Genomic DNA, 16,847 nt, shown 5'->3' with positions numbered 1-16,847 from the left:
GGGATTCGGATGGGTAAGGAGTATGGATACATACGGGTATGAAGTACAGATCAGAATGAGGACAGGCAGATGAATGCGTTACAGGAGAAAGGGATTTTTAGCAGGAATATTTATATGGACAAGATATCGGGAAAAGATTTTAACAGGCCGGAATATAAGAAGTTGATTAAAAAGTTGCAGGTGGGAGATATTTTTTGGGAAGACGAGGGGGACGGATACAAAGGCGTACAGTATGTGGCGTGGTAAGATCAGAAATACTTGCGAAAACAACAGTACATACCTGGAATCCCTGGCAGACAGTAACCAAGCAACTGTAATTTCTAAGTGAAATATGAAATTTATAATCGAAAACGAATGAAAAAACAATCGTAAAAAAATACGATTGTTTTTTCGCTTGTTTCTGCATATAATATAATCAATAAGATTGGAGGAATACGATTCATATGCGTGAAACGAGAACATTAGAATTTAAGGAAACGGTTACGAATACCTTTTTAAAAACAGTTAGTGCCTTTTCGAATTATGATGGTGGAACAATCCTTTTTGGGGTTAATGATGATGGCAACATGAAAGGATTGCCAGATGTAATACAATCTTGTTTGGATATTGAAAATAAAATCAATGACAGTATTTTTCCTCAACCTAATTATACACTTGAAGTACAGAATAATGATCAGACGATAAAACTCCTTGTAAAAAGTGGACTTCAGAAGCCGTATTTATATAAATCAAAAGCATATAAGCGAAACGATACAGCAACGATAGAGGTAGATACACTGGAATTCTCAAGGCTTATTTTGGATGGGAAAAACATCAGATTTGAAGAGTTGCCATGTAAAGAACAGGAACTGTCTTTTGAAGTTTTGCATCGTAAGTTGGAAGAAAGTATTCAGATTGAAACATTTAACCAGGATACATTAAAAACACTAAACTTATATGACAATGTCAATGGATATAATAATGCGGCAGGTCTTTTGGCAGATAAAAATCATTTTCCAGGAATTGATATAGTGAAATTCGGTGAAAACATCAGCATTATTCAAAAGAGAACGACATTTGAGCATATCTCCATATTAGATGCATATGAAAAGTCGATACCTGTATTTAGAGATTATTACCAATATGAAGTAATACAGGGGGTTGATAGAAAAAAGATGGAGAAAATACCGGAAGTTGCCTTTAGAGAGGCAATTGCCAATGCTTTGATTCACAGAGTTTGGGATGTTGAATCTCAAATCAGAGTTTTGATGTTTGATGACAGAATTGAAGTGGTTTCTCCTGGTGGTTTGCCATCTGGAATAACAGCGGAAGAATATTTATCTGGTAAACTTTCTGTTTTAAGAAATAGAAATCTTGCAAATGTATTTTATAGATTGGGTTTTGTCGAGATATTCGGAACAGGAATCACAAGAATAAAACAACTCTATGAAGAAGGTTTCATAAAACCAGATTTTGAAGTATCAGAGAATACTATAAAAATCGTGCTTCCGGTTTTTGAAAACGATTTGAATTTAACGGAAGATGAAAGTGCAATCTATAAAATTTTAAGCAAGACAATGCTGAAACCAATAAGCGAAATTACACCGTATGTACCTTTTGGCAAATCAAAGACGACACAATTATTGAAAGATTTGGTACAAAAAGGTGTGGTACTTCTTGAAGGCAAAGGCAGAGGCACGAAATATAGATTAAAATAACTTGATAAGCTTTATGAAAGTTATGCAGGTGGGAAGATTATGTCATTTATAAGTAAAATAATGGACATTTTAAAGCTGGAAAGCACTAGGAAAATGGAGAATACTGCTGATAATGCAGAAAAGGAAGCGGAATTGTCAGTATTAGAAGCATATGCAGAGATTGACAGGGCGAACAAAATAACGGAAATAGTGGTTAAAGAATCGCAATCAGAGCCGATTAAAGAAGAAATCGAAATACCGAAAGGAAATAATCTACTTACAACAGAAACAGCAATAGAAGAGCCAGAACCATTTAAATATATATTTCCACCTGTTAGTTTGTTAGATAAAATGGAGGATTCAGAAAACTATATAGGTAAGACAGAAGAACAGGCAGAGAAACTAAAGCAGACATTTGAAGCATTTGGTGTGAATGCGGATATTGTGGAAATATCACACGGCGCACGTTTCACAAGGTTTGAAATTCAGATTGGAAAAGGCGTTCGTGTTCGTGATGTGCTGAAAATTGAAGATGATATAAAACTGAACTTAGAAGCTGCTAACCTCCATATAGAAGCACCCATTCCCGGCAGGACAACCATAGGCATAGATGTGGAAAACAAAGAATTGCCCATAGTCACATTTAGAGAAATGATAGAATCAAAAGAGTTTATGGAAAATCCCTCTGATTTGGCGGTCACCGTTGGAAAAGATGTAGTAGGAAATACCATTATTGAAAGCCTTGATAATATGTGTCATTTGCTTATCGGAGGCACTACCGGCTCTGGCAAGTCAGTATGTATCAGCAGCCTTATAATGAGCATTCTGTATAAGGCAGACCCAAACAATGTAAAACTGCTGATGATAGATACAAAGGCGGTAAACTTGACTATGTATAACGGTATTCCGCATTTACTTATTCCAGTCGTGACGGATTTAAGAAAGTCAACAGGGGCTTTACAATGGGTGGTTGCTGAAATGACTGATAGGTATCGAGAGTTTGCAAAATTTGGTGTAAAGGATTTGAAGGGGTATAATAAAGCCGTGGAGAAATATTCTTCTAGTGATGAACCGCCCCAGAAAATGCCACAAATTGTTATTATTATAGATGACTTTTCAGACTTGATGATAGCGTATAGCAGTAGCACAGAAGAAAGCATTTGCAGGCTGGCGCAAATGGGAAGAAACGCCGGAATACATCTCGTTATCTCCACGCAAAGACCGTCTGTAGATGTGATAACGGGTATGATTAAGGCAAACATATCAAGCCGCATAGCATTCAATGTGTTTTCTGCCATAGATTCAAGAACGATTTTAGACGCTAAAGGGGCAGAGGATTTATTGTCTGACGGCGATATGTTGTTTTATCCGCAGGGCGCAAGAACGCCTTTGCGTGTACAAGGGACATATGTTTCTGATAGGGAAATGGAGAGTGTGATTAATTTTGTCAAAAGTCAGATGGTGGGATATTATGGCGTGGACTATGAAAAGAAACCAGAGCGAGTGCAGTCAGCTTGCAATAAAAGTGAATTAGACCCCTATTTCATTGAGGCAGGAAAATTTATCATTGAGAAAGATAAAGCGTCTATTGGTATGATACAGCGCATATTTAAGATAGGTTTTAATCGTGCCGTCCGGATAATGGATCAGCTTGAAGAAGCTGGTGTTGTTGGTGAAGAAGAAGGAGTAAAACCAAGAATGGTTCTTATGTCATTGGATATGTTTGAAGAATATATCAAAGAATTACATTCGGTAGATGAGGTAACAGTGAAATAACAGATGATTGTCTATTGAAAAAGAAAGAGAATCCGGAAAAAGAAGCAGAAACGAAAATAAAATTTGCGTTTCCAGAAACAGATTCTTTTGGTCTCCTGATTTTTAATAAGGATGTCTCAGACGAACTGCTCCAAAACGTCTTCGATCATGGAATGGGATATTTGTCCGTACAGCAGGAAAAGACGGAGGATTCTATTCCGGATATACTCAAGCTGCTGAAACAGGAAAGCGGTAGAATACAACGTATCGTCTTGATTGGTGAAGAGTCAGAGAAAGAAGAATTGCTGCGTATCGCCAGTGAGATGGAAGATCCTTTTGATAAGGATGTTTTGTTGATTGGTGAGGAGGGGAATATCTGTCTGTATCTGGATGGGTATGCACAATTTGATACGGTGGAAAAGGCAGTTGGAGAAATTTTAAATAGTTACAAATAGTTTAAAAATATTTATTTAAACAAAGACTGTGAAAAAAGTCTGTAAAAGTTTGAATATCAGGTCTTCTATGATAAAATCTAGTTCATAGAAGGCCTTTTATTATGGCAAAAAGAAAAAGAAACCAGTATAGCATTTTTTTAAATTCATAAAGATTATCTTAAATCTTAAGAATCTACTTGGTTCATGAGAAGAAATGATTTATACTGTTGGTAGCGAGGGAACTGTTACCAAAATACCGATTTTGGGGTAGCCCCTGAACTGAGGGAGAAGGAGTGAGCAGAATGCGCATATTGGATGCCCTGACAGCGGCAAAGGCGGGACAGAAGAAAAAGAAAAGAACATATGAGTTGCAGACCGTCTGGAGTGAGCAGGCGGCATCGGAGGCGGTACCAAAGGAGTATCCAAGGCCGCAGATGCAGCGCAGTGAGTGGATTTGTTTGAATGGGCACTGGCATTACGCATTTACAAAAAAGGGAAACAGACCGGAGAATTTTGACGGCAGGATTCTGGTGCCGTTTGCGCCGGAAAGCAGCCGGTCCGGAGTTGGGAAAAAGCTGCATCCAGGGGAATACCTCTGGTATTTTCGTAGTGTGGAGATTCCGGAGGTTCCAAAAGGCAGGCGTCTTTTGCTGCATTTTGGGGCAGTGGATGAGCGATGTATTGTCTGGTGGAACGGAAAGCTTCTGGGCGGACACAGAGGAGGATATCTGTCCTTTACATTTGATGTGACAGAGCAGCTGCATGAGGGAAAGAATACGATCTGGGTACGTGTGCAGGACGATACGGACAAGGGCCAGGCGGCACGCGGAAAGCAGACGCTGGCTCCGGAGGGAATGTTTTATACGGCAGTAAGCGGCATCTGGCAGACTGTGTGGCTGGAATGGGTTCCGGAAAATTATATCGAGAATATAAAGATTACGCCTCGGTTTGATGAGGGAGAGGTGAAGCTGGAGCTGACGATGACGGAGCCGCTGGATGTGGCGGTGCTGGTCAGCGGCAGGTGGAGTTCTTATCTGCACCAGATTCCGGCATCGTCGTTTGTGGCGGCGGAAAGAGGGGCAGAGGGCAGATGCAGCGTATATGCAGGAGAGCAGATTGAAAAGGTAATGGCAACGACGGTGATTACGCTGCCGGAGGTTCATGTGTGGAGCCCCGAGGATCCTTTTTTGTATGATCTGGTGATTCGTGCGGGTGAGGACACGATAAGAAGCTATTTTGCTCTGCGTAAATTTTCGACAGGGCACGATAAAAACGGGATTGCACGGCTGTTTTTGAATAATAAGCCATATTTTGTGAACGGGGTACTTGACCAGGGGTACTGGCCGGAGAGCCTGTACACGCCGCCCTGTGACGAGGCGATGGTATTCGATATTACCAAGATGAAAGAGCTTGGTTTTAATATGTTACGCAAACACGTGAAGATTGAACCGATGCGCTGGTATTATCACTGTGACCGTATCGGCATGCTGGTGTGGCAGGATATGGTAAACGGAGGCGGACCACTGGATTTGAAACGCCTGTGCTATCTGCCGACCGTGTTGCCGCCTGCGGGCACGCAGGTGAAGGACAGCCATTACAGTTTTTTCGCAAGGACTGATAAACAGGCCCGCGCGCAGTGGCTGGAGGAATGTATTGCGGCAGTGATGCAGCTCTATAATTGTCCCTGTATCGGCATGTGGGTGCCGTTTAATGAAGGTTGGGGACAGTTTGACGCGCTGCGCGTGACTAAAAAAATAAAACGTGAAGATCCTACGCGTCTGGTGGACCATGCAAGCGGCTGGTTTGACCAGGGAGGCGGGGATATTCGGAGTGTCCACAATTATTTCCGGCCGCTTCGGGTACAGAAAGGCAGGCGTCCTTTTGTGCTCTCGGAATATGGAGGGTATTCCTGTCCGGTTCCGGGCCACATGTATGCAAGCGTTTCTTATGGATATCGCTCTTATCAGAACGTGGAAGAGTTTGCGGAGGCTTTTGTGCAGCTCCAGAAACAGATACGCGCGCTGGAGCAGGAGGGACTTGCAGGAGCCGTATATACGCAGGTGTGCGATGTGGAAGAAGAGATCAATGGCCTGTACACGTATGACCGGAAAATCTGCAAGGTGAAAAAGCGCGACGCGGACCGTATTTATAACAAAAAATGAAGATAATTTGACAATAATTTGTCTTGTGAGAGATCAGGCAAAATTATAAGATAGAAAACAGTACAGGAGACAGGATATGAAAAAAATGCTGTTTGTGTACAATCCCAGATCAGGAAAGGGATTGATCAGGAACCATCTTTCAGCAATTCTGGAGCTTTTTTCAGCAAATGGTTATGAGATAACGGTATATCCGACGAAAAAAGGTCTGGATGCCAGCGATATTATAAAAAGATGTGCCGGGGATTACGACGAGGTGGTCTGCAGCGGCGGCGACGGCACGCTGGACGAGGTGGTAAGCGGGCTGATGCAAAGCGGAGTAAAGCGGACCATCGGTTACATACCGGCGGGCAGTACGAATGATTTTGGAAACAGTCTCGGTATTCCGAAGCAGATGGAGCAGGCTGCAGAGCTGATTGTAAAAGGAGATCCTTTTGCATGTGATATCGGTAAATTCAATGATGCGTATTTCGTTTATGTGGCGGCTTTCGGTTTTCTGACCGATGTTTCCTATCAGACGAATCAGGAGCTGAAAAACATGCTGGGCCATACTGCCTACCTCCTGGAGGGCATGAAGCGGGTGGGAAGCTGGAAGAGCTATTTCCTTCGGATAGAGAGCGAGGAATTCACCGATGAGGGAGAGTTCATGTATGGGATGGTTTCCAATTCTACCTCAGTGGCGGGCATCCGTGGGCTAACCGGGAAAAATGTGGAGCTGAATGACGGGCTGTTTGAGGTTATGCTGGTACGCACGCCTCAGAATCTGGCTGACTGGCCGGAGGTTATTACGGCGATTCTGATGAAGGATGAGACAAGCAAAAATGTCGTGCGGTTTAAAACAAAGTATCTTAAAATAACATCAGCGCTTCCGGTGGCATGGACACGGGACGGCGAGAATGGCGGAGAGCATACAGAGGTGGAGCTTTGGAATCTTCCAGAAGCGATTGAGATTATGACGGGGGCTTCGCCGGATTCACAGCTGCATGTAATTCCCAGCTAAAAAGAACAGCGTACGCTCTGTCAGGCCTGTTTCTGTAGAATTGAAAGAGAGTTGAGAGAAAAGGGGGATTTCATGTTTTATGCAGGTATTGACCTCGGTACTTCGGCTGTCAAGCTTCTTTTGATGGACGAATCCGGGAAGATTCACAAGATTGTATCGAAAGAGTACCCGATTTATTTTCCCAATCCGGGCTGGTCTGAGCAGAATCCGGAGGACTGGTATGAGCAGACGATGGCAGGATTAAAAGAGCTGTTCGCAGACTGTGACCGGAGCCAGGTTGCGGGGATCAGTTTTGGCGGCCAGATGCACGGCCTTGTGATTCTTGACGATAAGGATCAGGTGATCCGGCCGGCGCTTCTGTGGAACGATGGGCGTACATACGAAGAATGTGATTATCTGAATCAGGTGATCGGAAAGGAAAAGCTGTCGGAATATACGGCAAATATTTCATTTACCGGTTTTACAGCGCCGAAGCTTCTCTGGGTTAAAAATAAAGAGCCAGAACATTTTGCAAGGATTGCAAAGATTATGCTTCCGAAGGATTACATTGCCTACCGGCTTTCCGGTGTGCACTGTACGGACGTATCAGATGCATCGGGCATGCTGGTCTTTGATGTAAAGAACCGGTGCTGGTCGAGAGAAATGCTCGAGATTTGTGGTGTGTCGGAAGCACAGATGGCAAAGGTATACGAGAGTTACGAAGCAGTGGGGACCGTTCTTCCGGCGATTGCAAAAGAACTTGATATTCCGGAGCAGGTAAAGATTGTGGCAGGAGCCGGAGACAATGCGGCAGCAGCAGTCGGTACCGGAACAGTCGGGGACGGCATGTGTAATATATCCCTTGGAACGAGTGGTACGATCTTTATTTCATCGAAAAAGTTCGGCGTAGATAAGTTTAATGCGTTACATGCATTTGCACATGCAGACGGGCATTATCATCTGATGGGATGTATGTTGAGTGCGGCTTCGTGCAACAAATGGTGGATGGATGAGATTATCGGCACAAAAGACTATGCCGGTGAGCAGAAACAGATTGAAAAGCTGGGCGAAAACCATGTGTATTTTCTGCCGTATCTGATGGGAGAACGTTCGCCTCATAACAATCCGAATGCGCGTGCGACCTTTATTGGAATGACGATGGATACGACGAGAGCCGATATGACGCAGGCTGTACTGGAAGGCGTGGCATTTGCGTTGCGGGATTCACTTGAAGTGGCCAGGGCACTTGGCATTCAGATTGAACGCACAAAGATCTGTGGCGGCGGAGCAAAAAGTCCTCTGTGGAAGAAGATTATTGCCAATGTACTGAACCTGAAAGTCGATGTGATTGAGAGCGAGGAAGGTCCGGCTCTTGGCGGTGCGATGCTGGCAGCCGTTGCCTGCGGAGTGTTTGCATCGGTGGAGGATGCGGCAGAAAAGCTGGTGCGGATTGTGGACACAGTAGAACCCGAGGCAGCGTTGGTAGAAAAATATGAGGCAAGGTATGCACAGTTTAAACAGATTTATCCGACGTGCAGGCCGCTCTTTGAAGCGTTGTTGTAGTGAAAAAGGATAAAGTCAGGGCCGGTATCTGATGACCGGAAATTCCGGACTGACCGTAAGATAGAGGAAACAAAAGTGTACTGTGTACACTTCAATGATATAAAAAATAAGAATCAGGAGGATAAAAAGATGAACAATATTCCAAAAGTAAAAATTGGAATCGTGGCCGTAAGCCGTGACTGTTTCCCGGAGTCTCTGTCTGTGAACAGAAGAAAGGCTCTGGTGGAGGCTTACAAGGCAAAGTATGATGCAGCAGATATTTATGAATGTCCGGTGTGCATCGTTGAGAGTGAAATCCATATGGTACAGGCGCTTGAAGATGTAAAGGCTGCTGGCTGTGAGGCGATTGTGGTTTATCTTGGCAATTTCGGGCCGGAGATTTCTGAAACACTTCTTGCAAAGCATTTTGACGGACCAGCTATGTTTGTGGCAGCAGCTGAGGAGACCGGTGATAATCTGATGCAGGGGCGCGGCGATGCGTACTGCGGCATGCTCAATGCTAGCTACAATCTGAAACTGAGAAATATCAGAGCATACATTCCGGAGTACCCGGTAGGGACGGCAGAGGAATGTGCAGATATGATTCATGAGTTTGTTCCGATCGCACGTGCAGTTGTTGGACTGAAAAATCTGAAGATTATCAGTTTTGGGCCGCGTCCGCTGAATTTTCTGGCATGCAATGCACCGATCAAGCAGCTTTATAATCTCGGCGTGGAGATTGAGGAAAATTCAGAGCTTGATTTGTTTGAAGCGTTTAATAAGCATGCGGATGACCCACGTATTCCTGATGTGATAAAGGACATGGAAGCAGAGCTTGGAGCAGGAAATAAAAAGCCTGAAATTCTTGCGAAGCTTGCGCAGTACGAACTGACGCTGCTTGACTGGGTGGAGGAGCACAAAGGGTACCGGAAGTACGTTGCAATAGCAGGCAAGTGCTGGCCGGCGTTCCAGACACAGTTCGGATTTGTACCGTGCTATGTAAACAGCCGTCTGACGGGCCGCGGGATTCCGGTGTCCTGCGAGGTAGATATTTACGGCGCACTTTCTGAGTTTATCGGAACTTGTGTGAGCGGCGATATCGTTACATTGCTCGATATTAACAATTCTGTACCGGCAGATATGTATGAATCTGAGATCAAAGGCAAGTTTGATTATACACATAAGGATACCTTTATGGGATTCCACTGCGGCAACACAAATGCGAAGAAGCTGTCTTCGTGCGATATGAAATACCAGCTGATTATGGCAAGAAGCCTTCCGGAAGAGGTGACGCAGGGCACGCTGGAGGGAGATATTGTTCCGGGTGATATTACATTCTTCCGTCTGCAGAGTACGTCAGACAATGTGCTGCGCGCATATGTGGCGCAGGGAGAGGTTCTTCCTGTGGCAACGCGGTCCTTTGGCGGTATTGGTATCTTTGCAATTCCGGAGATGGGACGTTTTTACCGTCATGTGCTGATCGAGGGTAACTATCCGCATCACGGAGCGGTGGCATTCGGTCACCATGGCAAGGCTTTGTACGAGGTGTTTAAATACATCGGTGTCTGCCCGGATGAGATCGGCTACAATCATCCGAAGCATGTACCATATCGGACAGAAAATCCATTTGCATAATCAGGCAGGAGTAAAAGTATGAAGAAGAATTTCGGAACGATGCCGGACGGTACCCCGCTGTCCCTGTATTCGTTTACCAACAAAAACAACATGACAATGGCTGTCACTGATTTAGGTGCGACACTTGTGAGCGTACAGCTTCCGGACCGGGAGGGCGTCGTGCGCGATGTGGTTCTGGGCTACGATACGCCGGAGGCTTATCTCAAGAATACATGCTATTTTGGTGCAGTAATCGGGCGTAGCGGCAACCGCATTGACCAGGGACATTTTGAAATAAACGGGACAATGTACCAGATGGACCAGAATGACAATGAGAACAACCTGCACAGCGGGCAGGATGGTTTTGACAGACGTAAATGGCAGGTGTCTGACCTGGATGAAACAAAAAACAAGATTACTTTCACAATCGAAAGTCCCGATGGAGACCAGGGCTTCCCAGGGAATTTCCGGGTATCTGTTACCTATACGCTGACGGATGAAAATGAAATCATTCTGGCTTATGAAGGAATGTCCGATCAGGATACGGTAGCAAATCTCACAAACCATTCGTATTTCAATCTGGCGGGCCATGACGGAGGTTCGATGGAGGATCACAAGCTTTTGCTTCTGGCAAAGGCGTATACACCGGTCAGGGATGGCAAGGCAATTCCGACCGGAGAGATTGCACCGGTAGCGGGTACGCCGATGGATTTCCTTGTTGCAAAGCCAATTGGCAGGGATATAGAGGCTGATTTTGAGCAGCTGAAGTTTGTCGGAGGCTATGACCACAATTACGTGCTGTCTGAAAAGAACGGTGAGATGAAAAAAATGGCAGAGGCATACTGTGACCGCACAGGTATTGCAATGGAAGCATTTACCGACTGCTGCGGCGTACAGTTCTATGCCGGCAATTTTATCACAGATCACGAAGGCAAGGGAGGAGTCATTTACAAAAAACGGCAGGGCTTCTGTCTGGAATCCCAGTATTATCCGAACTCGATCAATCAGGAGGGCTTTCCGAAGCCGATTCTGAAGGCAGGAGAACCATACAGAACAACGACGTCCTATCGGTTCTTTGTGAAATAGCAGTTATCTGTCACTGAGAAACAGCGGAAAGTCCAGATACACGGAGGTATACTGGCCTTCCAAACTTTTCAGGTCCAGCACAACATCCTCGTGAAAGCATGATTTCAGAAGGGCCATAGTACTTTTCAGGCCGATGTATGGATTGCCTTCATCGAGGATGTTTTTTTGAAGGGCTTCCTTTATATTTGTAATCTGCGCGTAAGAGATGCCGCGCCCACTGTCATATACGTGAACGTGAACACGTTCCTCTTTTTGCGAGATATTTAAAAGAATGCGACCGTCGCGGGGTGTGCGGCCGATACCGTGAACGATGGCGTTTTCAATAATAGGCTGAAGAGACATTGCCGGAATCCGGGCATCCAGGCAGTCATCCTGGACGTATGCTTCATAGGCAATGCGCTCTCCGAAACGAAGTTTCTGGATTTCCACGTAGCGCTGGATGCTTTCCAGTTCCTCCCGGATTTTGACAATGCTGCCCACACGGGAAAGCGCATCGCGCAGGAACGTTGCGATCAGTTGCGTGGTTTTTCTGGATCGAACTGCACCTTCCAGATATTCAATGCTTGAAATCGTGTTCAGGCAGTTAAACAGAAAATGAGGGTGGATTAGCGCCTGCGTAATACAAAGTTTGCTCTGCGCAAGATGGACCTTCATCTGCATGTTCTGAAAATTAAGTTCATTTAATTTCTGTTGCATTTCTATTTTTTCATTTTTTTCTCTTGTCTGTGTTTGAAGCGTTGTAATCATACTGTAGAATGCGTGAGAAAGCACGGCAATTTCATCGGAATTCTCCGATACCTTCTGTTCCGGTCGATAGGAAAGAAATTCGGATTCTGCTTTTTGTACCTGGTCGGTGAGCTGTTCGATCGGTTCCACCATACGATTGGCAATCCGATAGCTGAACCACAAGCCAAGTGATAGCACAGCGGCAGCCAGAGCTGCGATCATTCCGGTACGCAGGACCTGCATGTGGCGGAAGGCACGGATATTTTCGTCAATAAGCTGTTGTTCGATTCGGGAGAGAAAGCGCTCGCTGTTTTGGATCAGTTTGGCGATATGGGTTACCTGGCGGTAAAAATACGAGGAACTGCTGCTCGGGGTGGCAAGGAAGAGCTCCAGCGCCGCCTGTAAGGATAACGCCATATGAAGTTGATCGTCAAATTGGGGATGGGCGTAATAATTCGACAGTGTTTCGGCGTAAGAGACGCACTGTTCGACAATTTTACGGCATTGTTCCGCATCCTCTTCGTAATCCGTATTGATGTAGGCAAGAAGCTGTCCCTGCAAATGGGAGATTTCTGAAAAGTAATGATTCGAAATCATTTCCTGCTCCAGCATGCGAAGGACAGAAGAATTTTCATGCCGCATAATCCCGAGCAGACACCCCATGGCTGCGGTAATCATAACTACGAGCGATATACAGCGGATCATCAGATTCGTGCGGAGACTGGTATATGTAAGTGAGAAAATGTGTTTCAAGCTTCTTCTCCTTTCTGAAGACAGTACTGTGCGACCGGGAGTCCGTAAAGCTGTCTGAAGTTCATATCAAGATATCGGCCGGAAGCAAAGCCGCAGTCAGCGGCGATCTGATTGAGGTCACTGGCGCCACGGTCCAGCTGTTCGCGCGCATGCTGCAGGCGTATTCTGAGCAGGACAGTTGAAAAGTTTTCTCCTGTTTTTTGTTTAAACAACCGTGAAAAGTAAGACTGGCTTAATCCGACTTCCTCTGCAACACAGGCTTCAGAAAGGGGCGCCGTATAGCGCGTCTGCATAATCCGTAGCGCGGTGTCAACAGAATCAGATGGAAGCTGCTGCGATCCTGAAAGATGGTGCTTCCAGATCTGGCGCAGCCACCGATGGATTCCAGATGCGCCGAAAGACAGGTCTGCAAGGGTACTCCAGATGGCAGCGATATCAAGAGCCGGCCAAAAGGTCCAAAGGGATTCGAGAAGAAGCTGTATCATCTGCTCCGGATTCTCTTTTTCAATACGATCCAGCATAGACGCTGCGCGTTCCAGCTTTTTTTCGCGGAAACGCTGTACGATTTTCTGGCGTAGTACGTTTCGTCTTTTTTTGGAAAAACAGGTTTTGCCAAGGAAAGAACCGGCCTCAAGGTAAGGCTGTTCTGGTATCGTCTGGGCGAAGAGAAGGCCTGCTCCATTTTGAAACGCATGATTTAACTGCTGATAATCGGAAAAGGGACCTGAAAACGCGAGTTTGCCGGAGGTACCGGTTTTTTTTGTACTTTGCCGGACAGCAAGACTTGTAAAGAGCCAGAAGGAAGTACGGACAGGACACTGTTTGGCAAAAGGTTTCTGCTGCAGCAAAATAGAAAGTGTACCATGGGAGACGTCAGCAATGATATGAAAGGCACTCTGAAAAATAGAATTCCAGGAGCACAGCAGGTTTAAGCTGGCTTCGTCGTCAAGTGCGGTCTGCCATTTCAGGAAAAAAGAAGATAAATGTCCGTCCTGAGGCCATCCGTAGCCGTTTTGAAGCAGTGACGGAGCGAGGCCGTTTTCTCTGAAACTGCGCAGCATATAGGGTTGGATGTAGCTGCGCATGGTTTCCAGGCCTTGGGTGATATGAGTGGTGTGTTTTGTTTTTTCTATCTGAGCAATGCATTTTTTGAGTGCTGCCTCCAGCTCTCTGTCATTGATCGGCTTCAGAAGATAGGCCTGGCAGCCAATGTCCATTGCCTGTCTGGCATAACTGAAGCGGCCGTAAGCCGTAGTAATGATCGTGTGGCCGGCGAGTCCCTGATCGGCAAGCTGCTGGCACAGCTCCAGACCTGTCCGGCCCGGGAGGTTGATATCTACCAGGAGGATATCCGGCCGGTATGTACGCATAATTTCCATTGCCTCTTCGCTGCTTGCAGCTTCGCGGACATCGGTAAATTCCGGAAAGTTAGTTGTAATCATTGAATGAAGTGCGGTTCGCGGCAATAATTCATCTTCCACAATCAGCAAAGAATACATAGTTCCTCCTCCTTGGTCAGAATGAGCTGTCAAAGTTGTCGGGTGTGATCAGCCGAAATGGTGTAGGGATCAGATCCTTTCTTTTTTTCAGATCAGATGTGCACAGCACGTTGAGATATTCCAGACCATTTTTGCCCATCGTATAGGGTTCCTGCATGACGTGACATTTCACATCTCCTGTTTTTATGGCCTCTACGGCTTCCTGGCTTTCACTGAAGCCGACGACACTTACTTTATCAGACAAATTAAGCCTTGATACGGCATTGATTGCTACGGAGGTAACTTTGGGTGCACAGCCGAACAGCAGTCCGAGGTTTGATTCTTCCTCAAGAAACTGCATGAGAACAGGCAGCCGGAGACCTTCGTCTACGGGCAACTCAAGAACCGTAAGCTTGCATTCCGGAAGGATTTTTTCGAACGTATCCCGAAAAGCGGCTATGCGGGAGGAGGCGGCCTGTGACATAAATTTGTCGGGAGTCTTTACCATGGCAGCAGACTTGCCCTCTGCAAGAAGTTCTGCCGCTTTTTTGGCTAGTTCTGCAGCGGCAGCCTGGTTGTCAATGGCAATAAACGCGTCTCTGTAATTTTCACCGGCGTCAACATCTAGCGTTACAATGGAAATATTGTGGCTTCTGGCAGATTGCAAGGCATTTTGGAGGGAATCGGAGGGCGTATCCTGCGAACGAAGGAGGATACCGTCAACGCCTGCGAGCACCGCTGTCTCGACAAGATCGGATACATCGGAATCATACTGTTCATATGGACATTCCGATAACGCGATGTGATGTTCCCCGGCTGTATCGCGCACACCCTGCCAGACGTCGTTCCAGAAAATAACGTCAGGATCAATCATAATTGCAGCAATGCGCGGATGGTGGGCGGAAAGCTCCGGACTGTCTGTTTTCCGGAAAAGAACGGTGATTCCGGCTGCCGAAAAAAGCAAAAGAGCAAGAATCAGAAAAATGTTTTGTTTTTTCATGCCGCCGTTCCCCCTGTAAAAACTAAATTGATACATTTATTATAGAAAAGCGTATATGGAAAGTCAAGGAAACGGGGAGGGGGAAGGGCTTTTGAAACCGGGCATTTTTTTGACATTTGGCAGGGACAGTGCTGAATTTTTCACAATTTGGTTCACGGATGGGAAAAAGGACAAAATGCTGCGCGCCGGAATTGTTGACAGGAGAGAAGCGCACCGGATATGATAACGGCAAGCAGGAACGTGCACGTCCTCAAACATAAAAGGAGGAACAAGAAGTATGAAATGGAAAACAGCTAAATTTGCAGCAATGCTGTGTGTTGGGATGATGCTGTCCCCAGGTTCGGCATTCGCAGGAGAGGCAGGAGAAGCGGAGATTCTTTCTGTGACTGCGATTACCGAAACGCAGGAAGAAGGCGAGAAGTTTGTCGCGCTTGCGATTCAGTATGAGGATGAGATACAGTCAGGAGTTGCCACGCGCAGCAGCTATACCGTTGCGGGACGGGAAGTTACCAGAGTTTATGTGAATGATACAGGAAAAACGGGAGACGTGGCGTATACTGGAAATTATGTGATAGTAGAACTGGCAACGAGCAATGTTCCGGGCGCATCACTTGGCACGACTCTGTATTTCGGGAAAATGAACGATATGGAGGTAAAGATTAATCATCGCCTTCCGGTGGAAGCGCTGATCACGCAGACGGAAGACCTGGTAACTGTGTCAGGAGATGTGGCATACGGAAAACGTCTTGATATTACGGGAGAAGCAAATCTTCTGGCAGATCAGTTTACAAGCGGCACGTTTGTTGATCCGGAATCGGGATTTGAGCTGAATTATCGTCTGTATATTCCGGAGGGATATGAGGAGATGGACGAGACAATGGAGAAGCTTCCGCTTGTGTTGTTCCTGCATGGCTCTGGCGAGCGTGGGTATAACAACCAATCGCAGCTTCTGGCGAATCCGAGTGCCTTGGAATTTGCCCGTGAAAAAGCGCAGGAAGTACATCCGTGTTTTGTTCTTGCACCGCAGAATCCGGTGGTAACAGAAGCCTGGACAAAAGACATTGGAACAGAAGAGGTTCCGGATTATGCGATTACGCCGCAGCTTCAGGCTGCAAAACATCTCGTAGATGGAGTGATTAAAAATTATAATGTGGATTCTTCACGTATTTATGGTTCGGGACTTTCCCAGGGCTCCAAAGGGATTGCACGTCTCTCTATGGATTATCCGGAGCTTTTTGCAGCGCAGATCAACTCTTCTGGAGTGGATAAATATTATTCCAGCGAAGACGTAGCCGCGATCGCAGGAAAAAGCATTTGGTTTCTGAATGCAGTGGATGATCCCACCAATCCTTCTGAGGATGTGAGAACACTTGTGGCTCAGCTGGAGGAAGCCGGCGCTGTCACTGTACAGAATAAAGAGGACAGAGGCTGGAACGGATGGCTTCGCGGAGAAGATGCGGCGGCCTTGGCTCTGGGAGAATGGGATGAGGCGAAGGCTGCGGGCGCAGAAATACTTTACACAGAATATATTGCCGGTACGGTTGTTCCGAATGCACATTGGTCATGGATGGCTAATTTCAGCAATGCGTCAGTCCGTGAATGGCTTTTCAGCCATACGAATCCGAATCCGTATACAGTGGACTGA

General features: G+C 45.9%; 12 protein-coding genes and 1 pseudogene. 10 read left to right on the top strand and 3 right to left on the bottom strand.

The features are described from left to right. Positions 1–57: 57 nt before the first annotated feature. The 9 genes and pseudogenes from AC6I2O_RS06340 to AC6I2O_RS06300 form a co-directional block, all read left to right on the top strand. Positions 58–246: pseudogene (locus tag AC6I2O_RS06340) on the top strand (recombinase family protein); the annotation flags it as partial. A gap of 197 nt (positions 247–443) precedes the next feature. Then, positions 444–1,697 carry an ATP-binding protein gene (locus tag AC6I2O_RS06335; RefSeq protein ID WP_497742141.1) on the top strand — a complete coding sequence of 418 codons (1,254 nt, stop codon included), beginning with the start codon at positions 444–446 and terminating at the stop codon, positions 1,695–1,697. Positions 1,698–1,736: 39 nt separating this feature from the next. Further along, on the top strand, positions 1,737–3,452 hold the full coding sequence (locus AC6I2O_RS06330) for a DNA translocase FtsK (RefSeq protein WP_497742140.1): 1,716 nt from the start codon (positions 1,737–1,739) through the stop codon (positions 3,450–3,452). Positions 3,453–3,466: 14 nt separating this feature from the next. Further along, the gene (locus tag AC6I2O_RS06325) at positions 3,467–3,886 is read left to right on the top strand and encodes a hypothetical protein (protein WP_288885963.1); all 420 of its coding nucleotides are present in this window, start codon (positions 3,467–3,469) and stop codon (positions 3,884–3,886) included. A 281-nt stretch (positions 3,887–4,167) separates the two neighbouring features. After that, on the top strand, positions 4,168–6,027 hold the full coding sequence (locus AC6I2O_RS06320) for a glycoside hydrolase family 2 protein (protein WP_497742139.1): 1,860 nt from the start codon (positions 4,168–4,170) through the stop codon (positions 6,025–6,027). A 76-nt stretch (positions 6,028–6,103) separates the two neighbouring features. Further along, positions 6,104–7,024: a diacylglycerol/lipid kinase family protein gene (locus tag AC6I2O_RS06315; protein ID WP_120391036.1), complete on the top strand. Its 921-nt coding sequence runs from the start codon at positions 6,104–6,106 to the stop codon at positions 7,022–7,024. 72 nt (positions 7,025–7,096) lie between these two features. Continuing rightward, positions 7,097–8,566 carry a xylulokinase gene (xylB, locus tag AC6I2O_RS06310; RefSeq protein WP_497742138.1) on the top strand — a complete coding sequence of 490 codons (1,470 nt, stop codon included), beginning with the start codon at positions 7,097–7,099 and terminating at the stop codon, positions 8,564–8,566. Between the two features lie 129 nt (positions 8,567–8,695). After that, the gene (locus AC6I2O_RS06305; protein ID WP_497742137.1) at positions 8,696–10,180 is read left to right on the top strand and encodes an L-fucose/L-arabinose isomerase family protein; all 1,485 of its coding nucleotides are present in this window, start codon (positions 8,696–8,698) and stop codon (positions 10,178–10,180) included. A gap of 18 nt (positions 10,181–10,198) precedes the next feature. Continuing rightward, on the top strand, positions 10,199–11,245 hold the full coding sequence (locus AC6I2O_RS06300; protein ID WP_497742136.1) for an aldose epimerase family protein: 1,047 nt from the start codon (positions 10,199–10,201) through the stop codon (positions 11,243–11,245). 3 nt (positions 11,246–11,248) lie between these two features. Here AC6I2O_RS06300 and AC6I2O_RS06295 read toward each other — a convergent pair whose 3' ends face one another. From AC6I2O_RS06295 to AC6I2O_RS06285, 3 genes are read right to left on the bottom strand one after another with little or no spacing between them, the layout of a single operon-like run. Next, positions 11,249–12,724 (bottom strand): sensor histidine kinase, encoded by a 1,476-nt coding sequence (locus tag AC6I2O_RS06295; protein ID WP_497742135.1) that lies wholly within the window; start codon positions 12,722–12,724, stop codon positions 11,249–11,251. Continuing rightward, the gene (locus AC6I2O_RS06290) at positions 12,721–14,223 is read right to left on the bottom strand and encodes a response regulator (protein ID WP_497742134.1); all 1,503 of its coding nucleotides are present in this window, start codon (positions 14,221–14,223) and stop codon (positions 12,721–12,723) included. The genes AC6I2O_RS06295 and AC6I2O_RS06290 overlap by 4 nt, the downstream gene beginning before the upstream one ends. A 16-nt stretch (positions 14,224–14,239) precedes the next feature. Next, a complete protein-coding gene (locus AC6I2O_RS06285) occupies positions 14,240–15,202 on the bottom strand; it encodes a sugar ABC transporter substrate-binding protein (RefSeq protein WP_497742133.1) in 963 nt (320 codons plus the stop codon). A gap of 277 nt (positions 15,203–15,479) precedes the next feature. Here AC6I2O_RS06285 and AC6I2O_RS06280 point away from each other — a divergent pair, with 277 nt between their 5' ends. Next, positions 15,480–16,847 carry a hypothetical protein gene (locus tag AC6I2O_RS06280; protein ID WP_497742132.1) on the top strand — a complete coding sequence of 456 codons (1,368 nt, stop codon included), beginning with the start codon at positions 15,480–15,482 and terminating at the stop codon, positions 16,845–16,847.

The sequence above is a fragment of the Blautia sp. St.27G3 genome (genome assembly GCF_059728505.1).
Note: the sequence above shows the minus strand (reverse complement) of the source record. Positions and strands in the feature narration are given on the sequence as shown.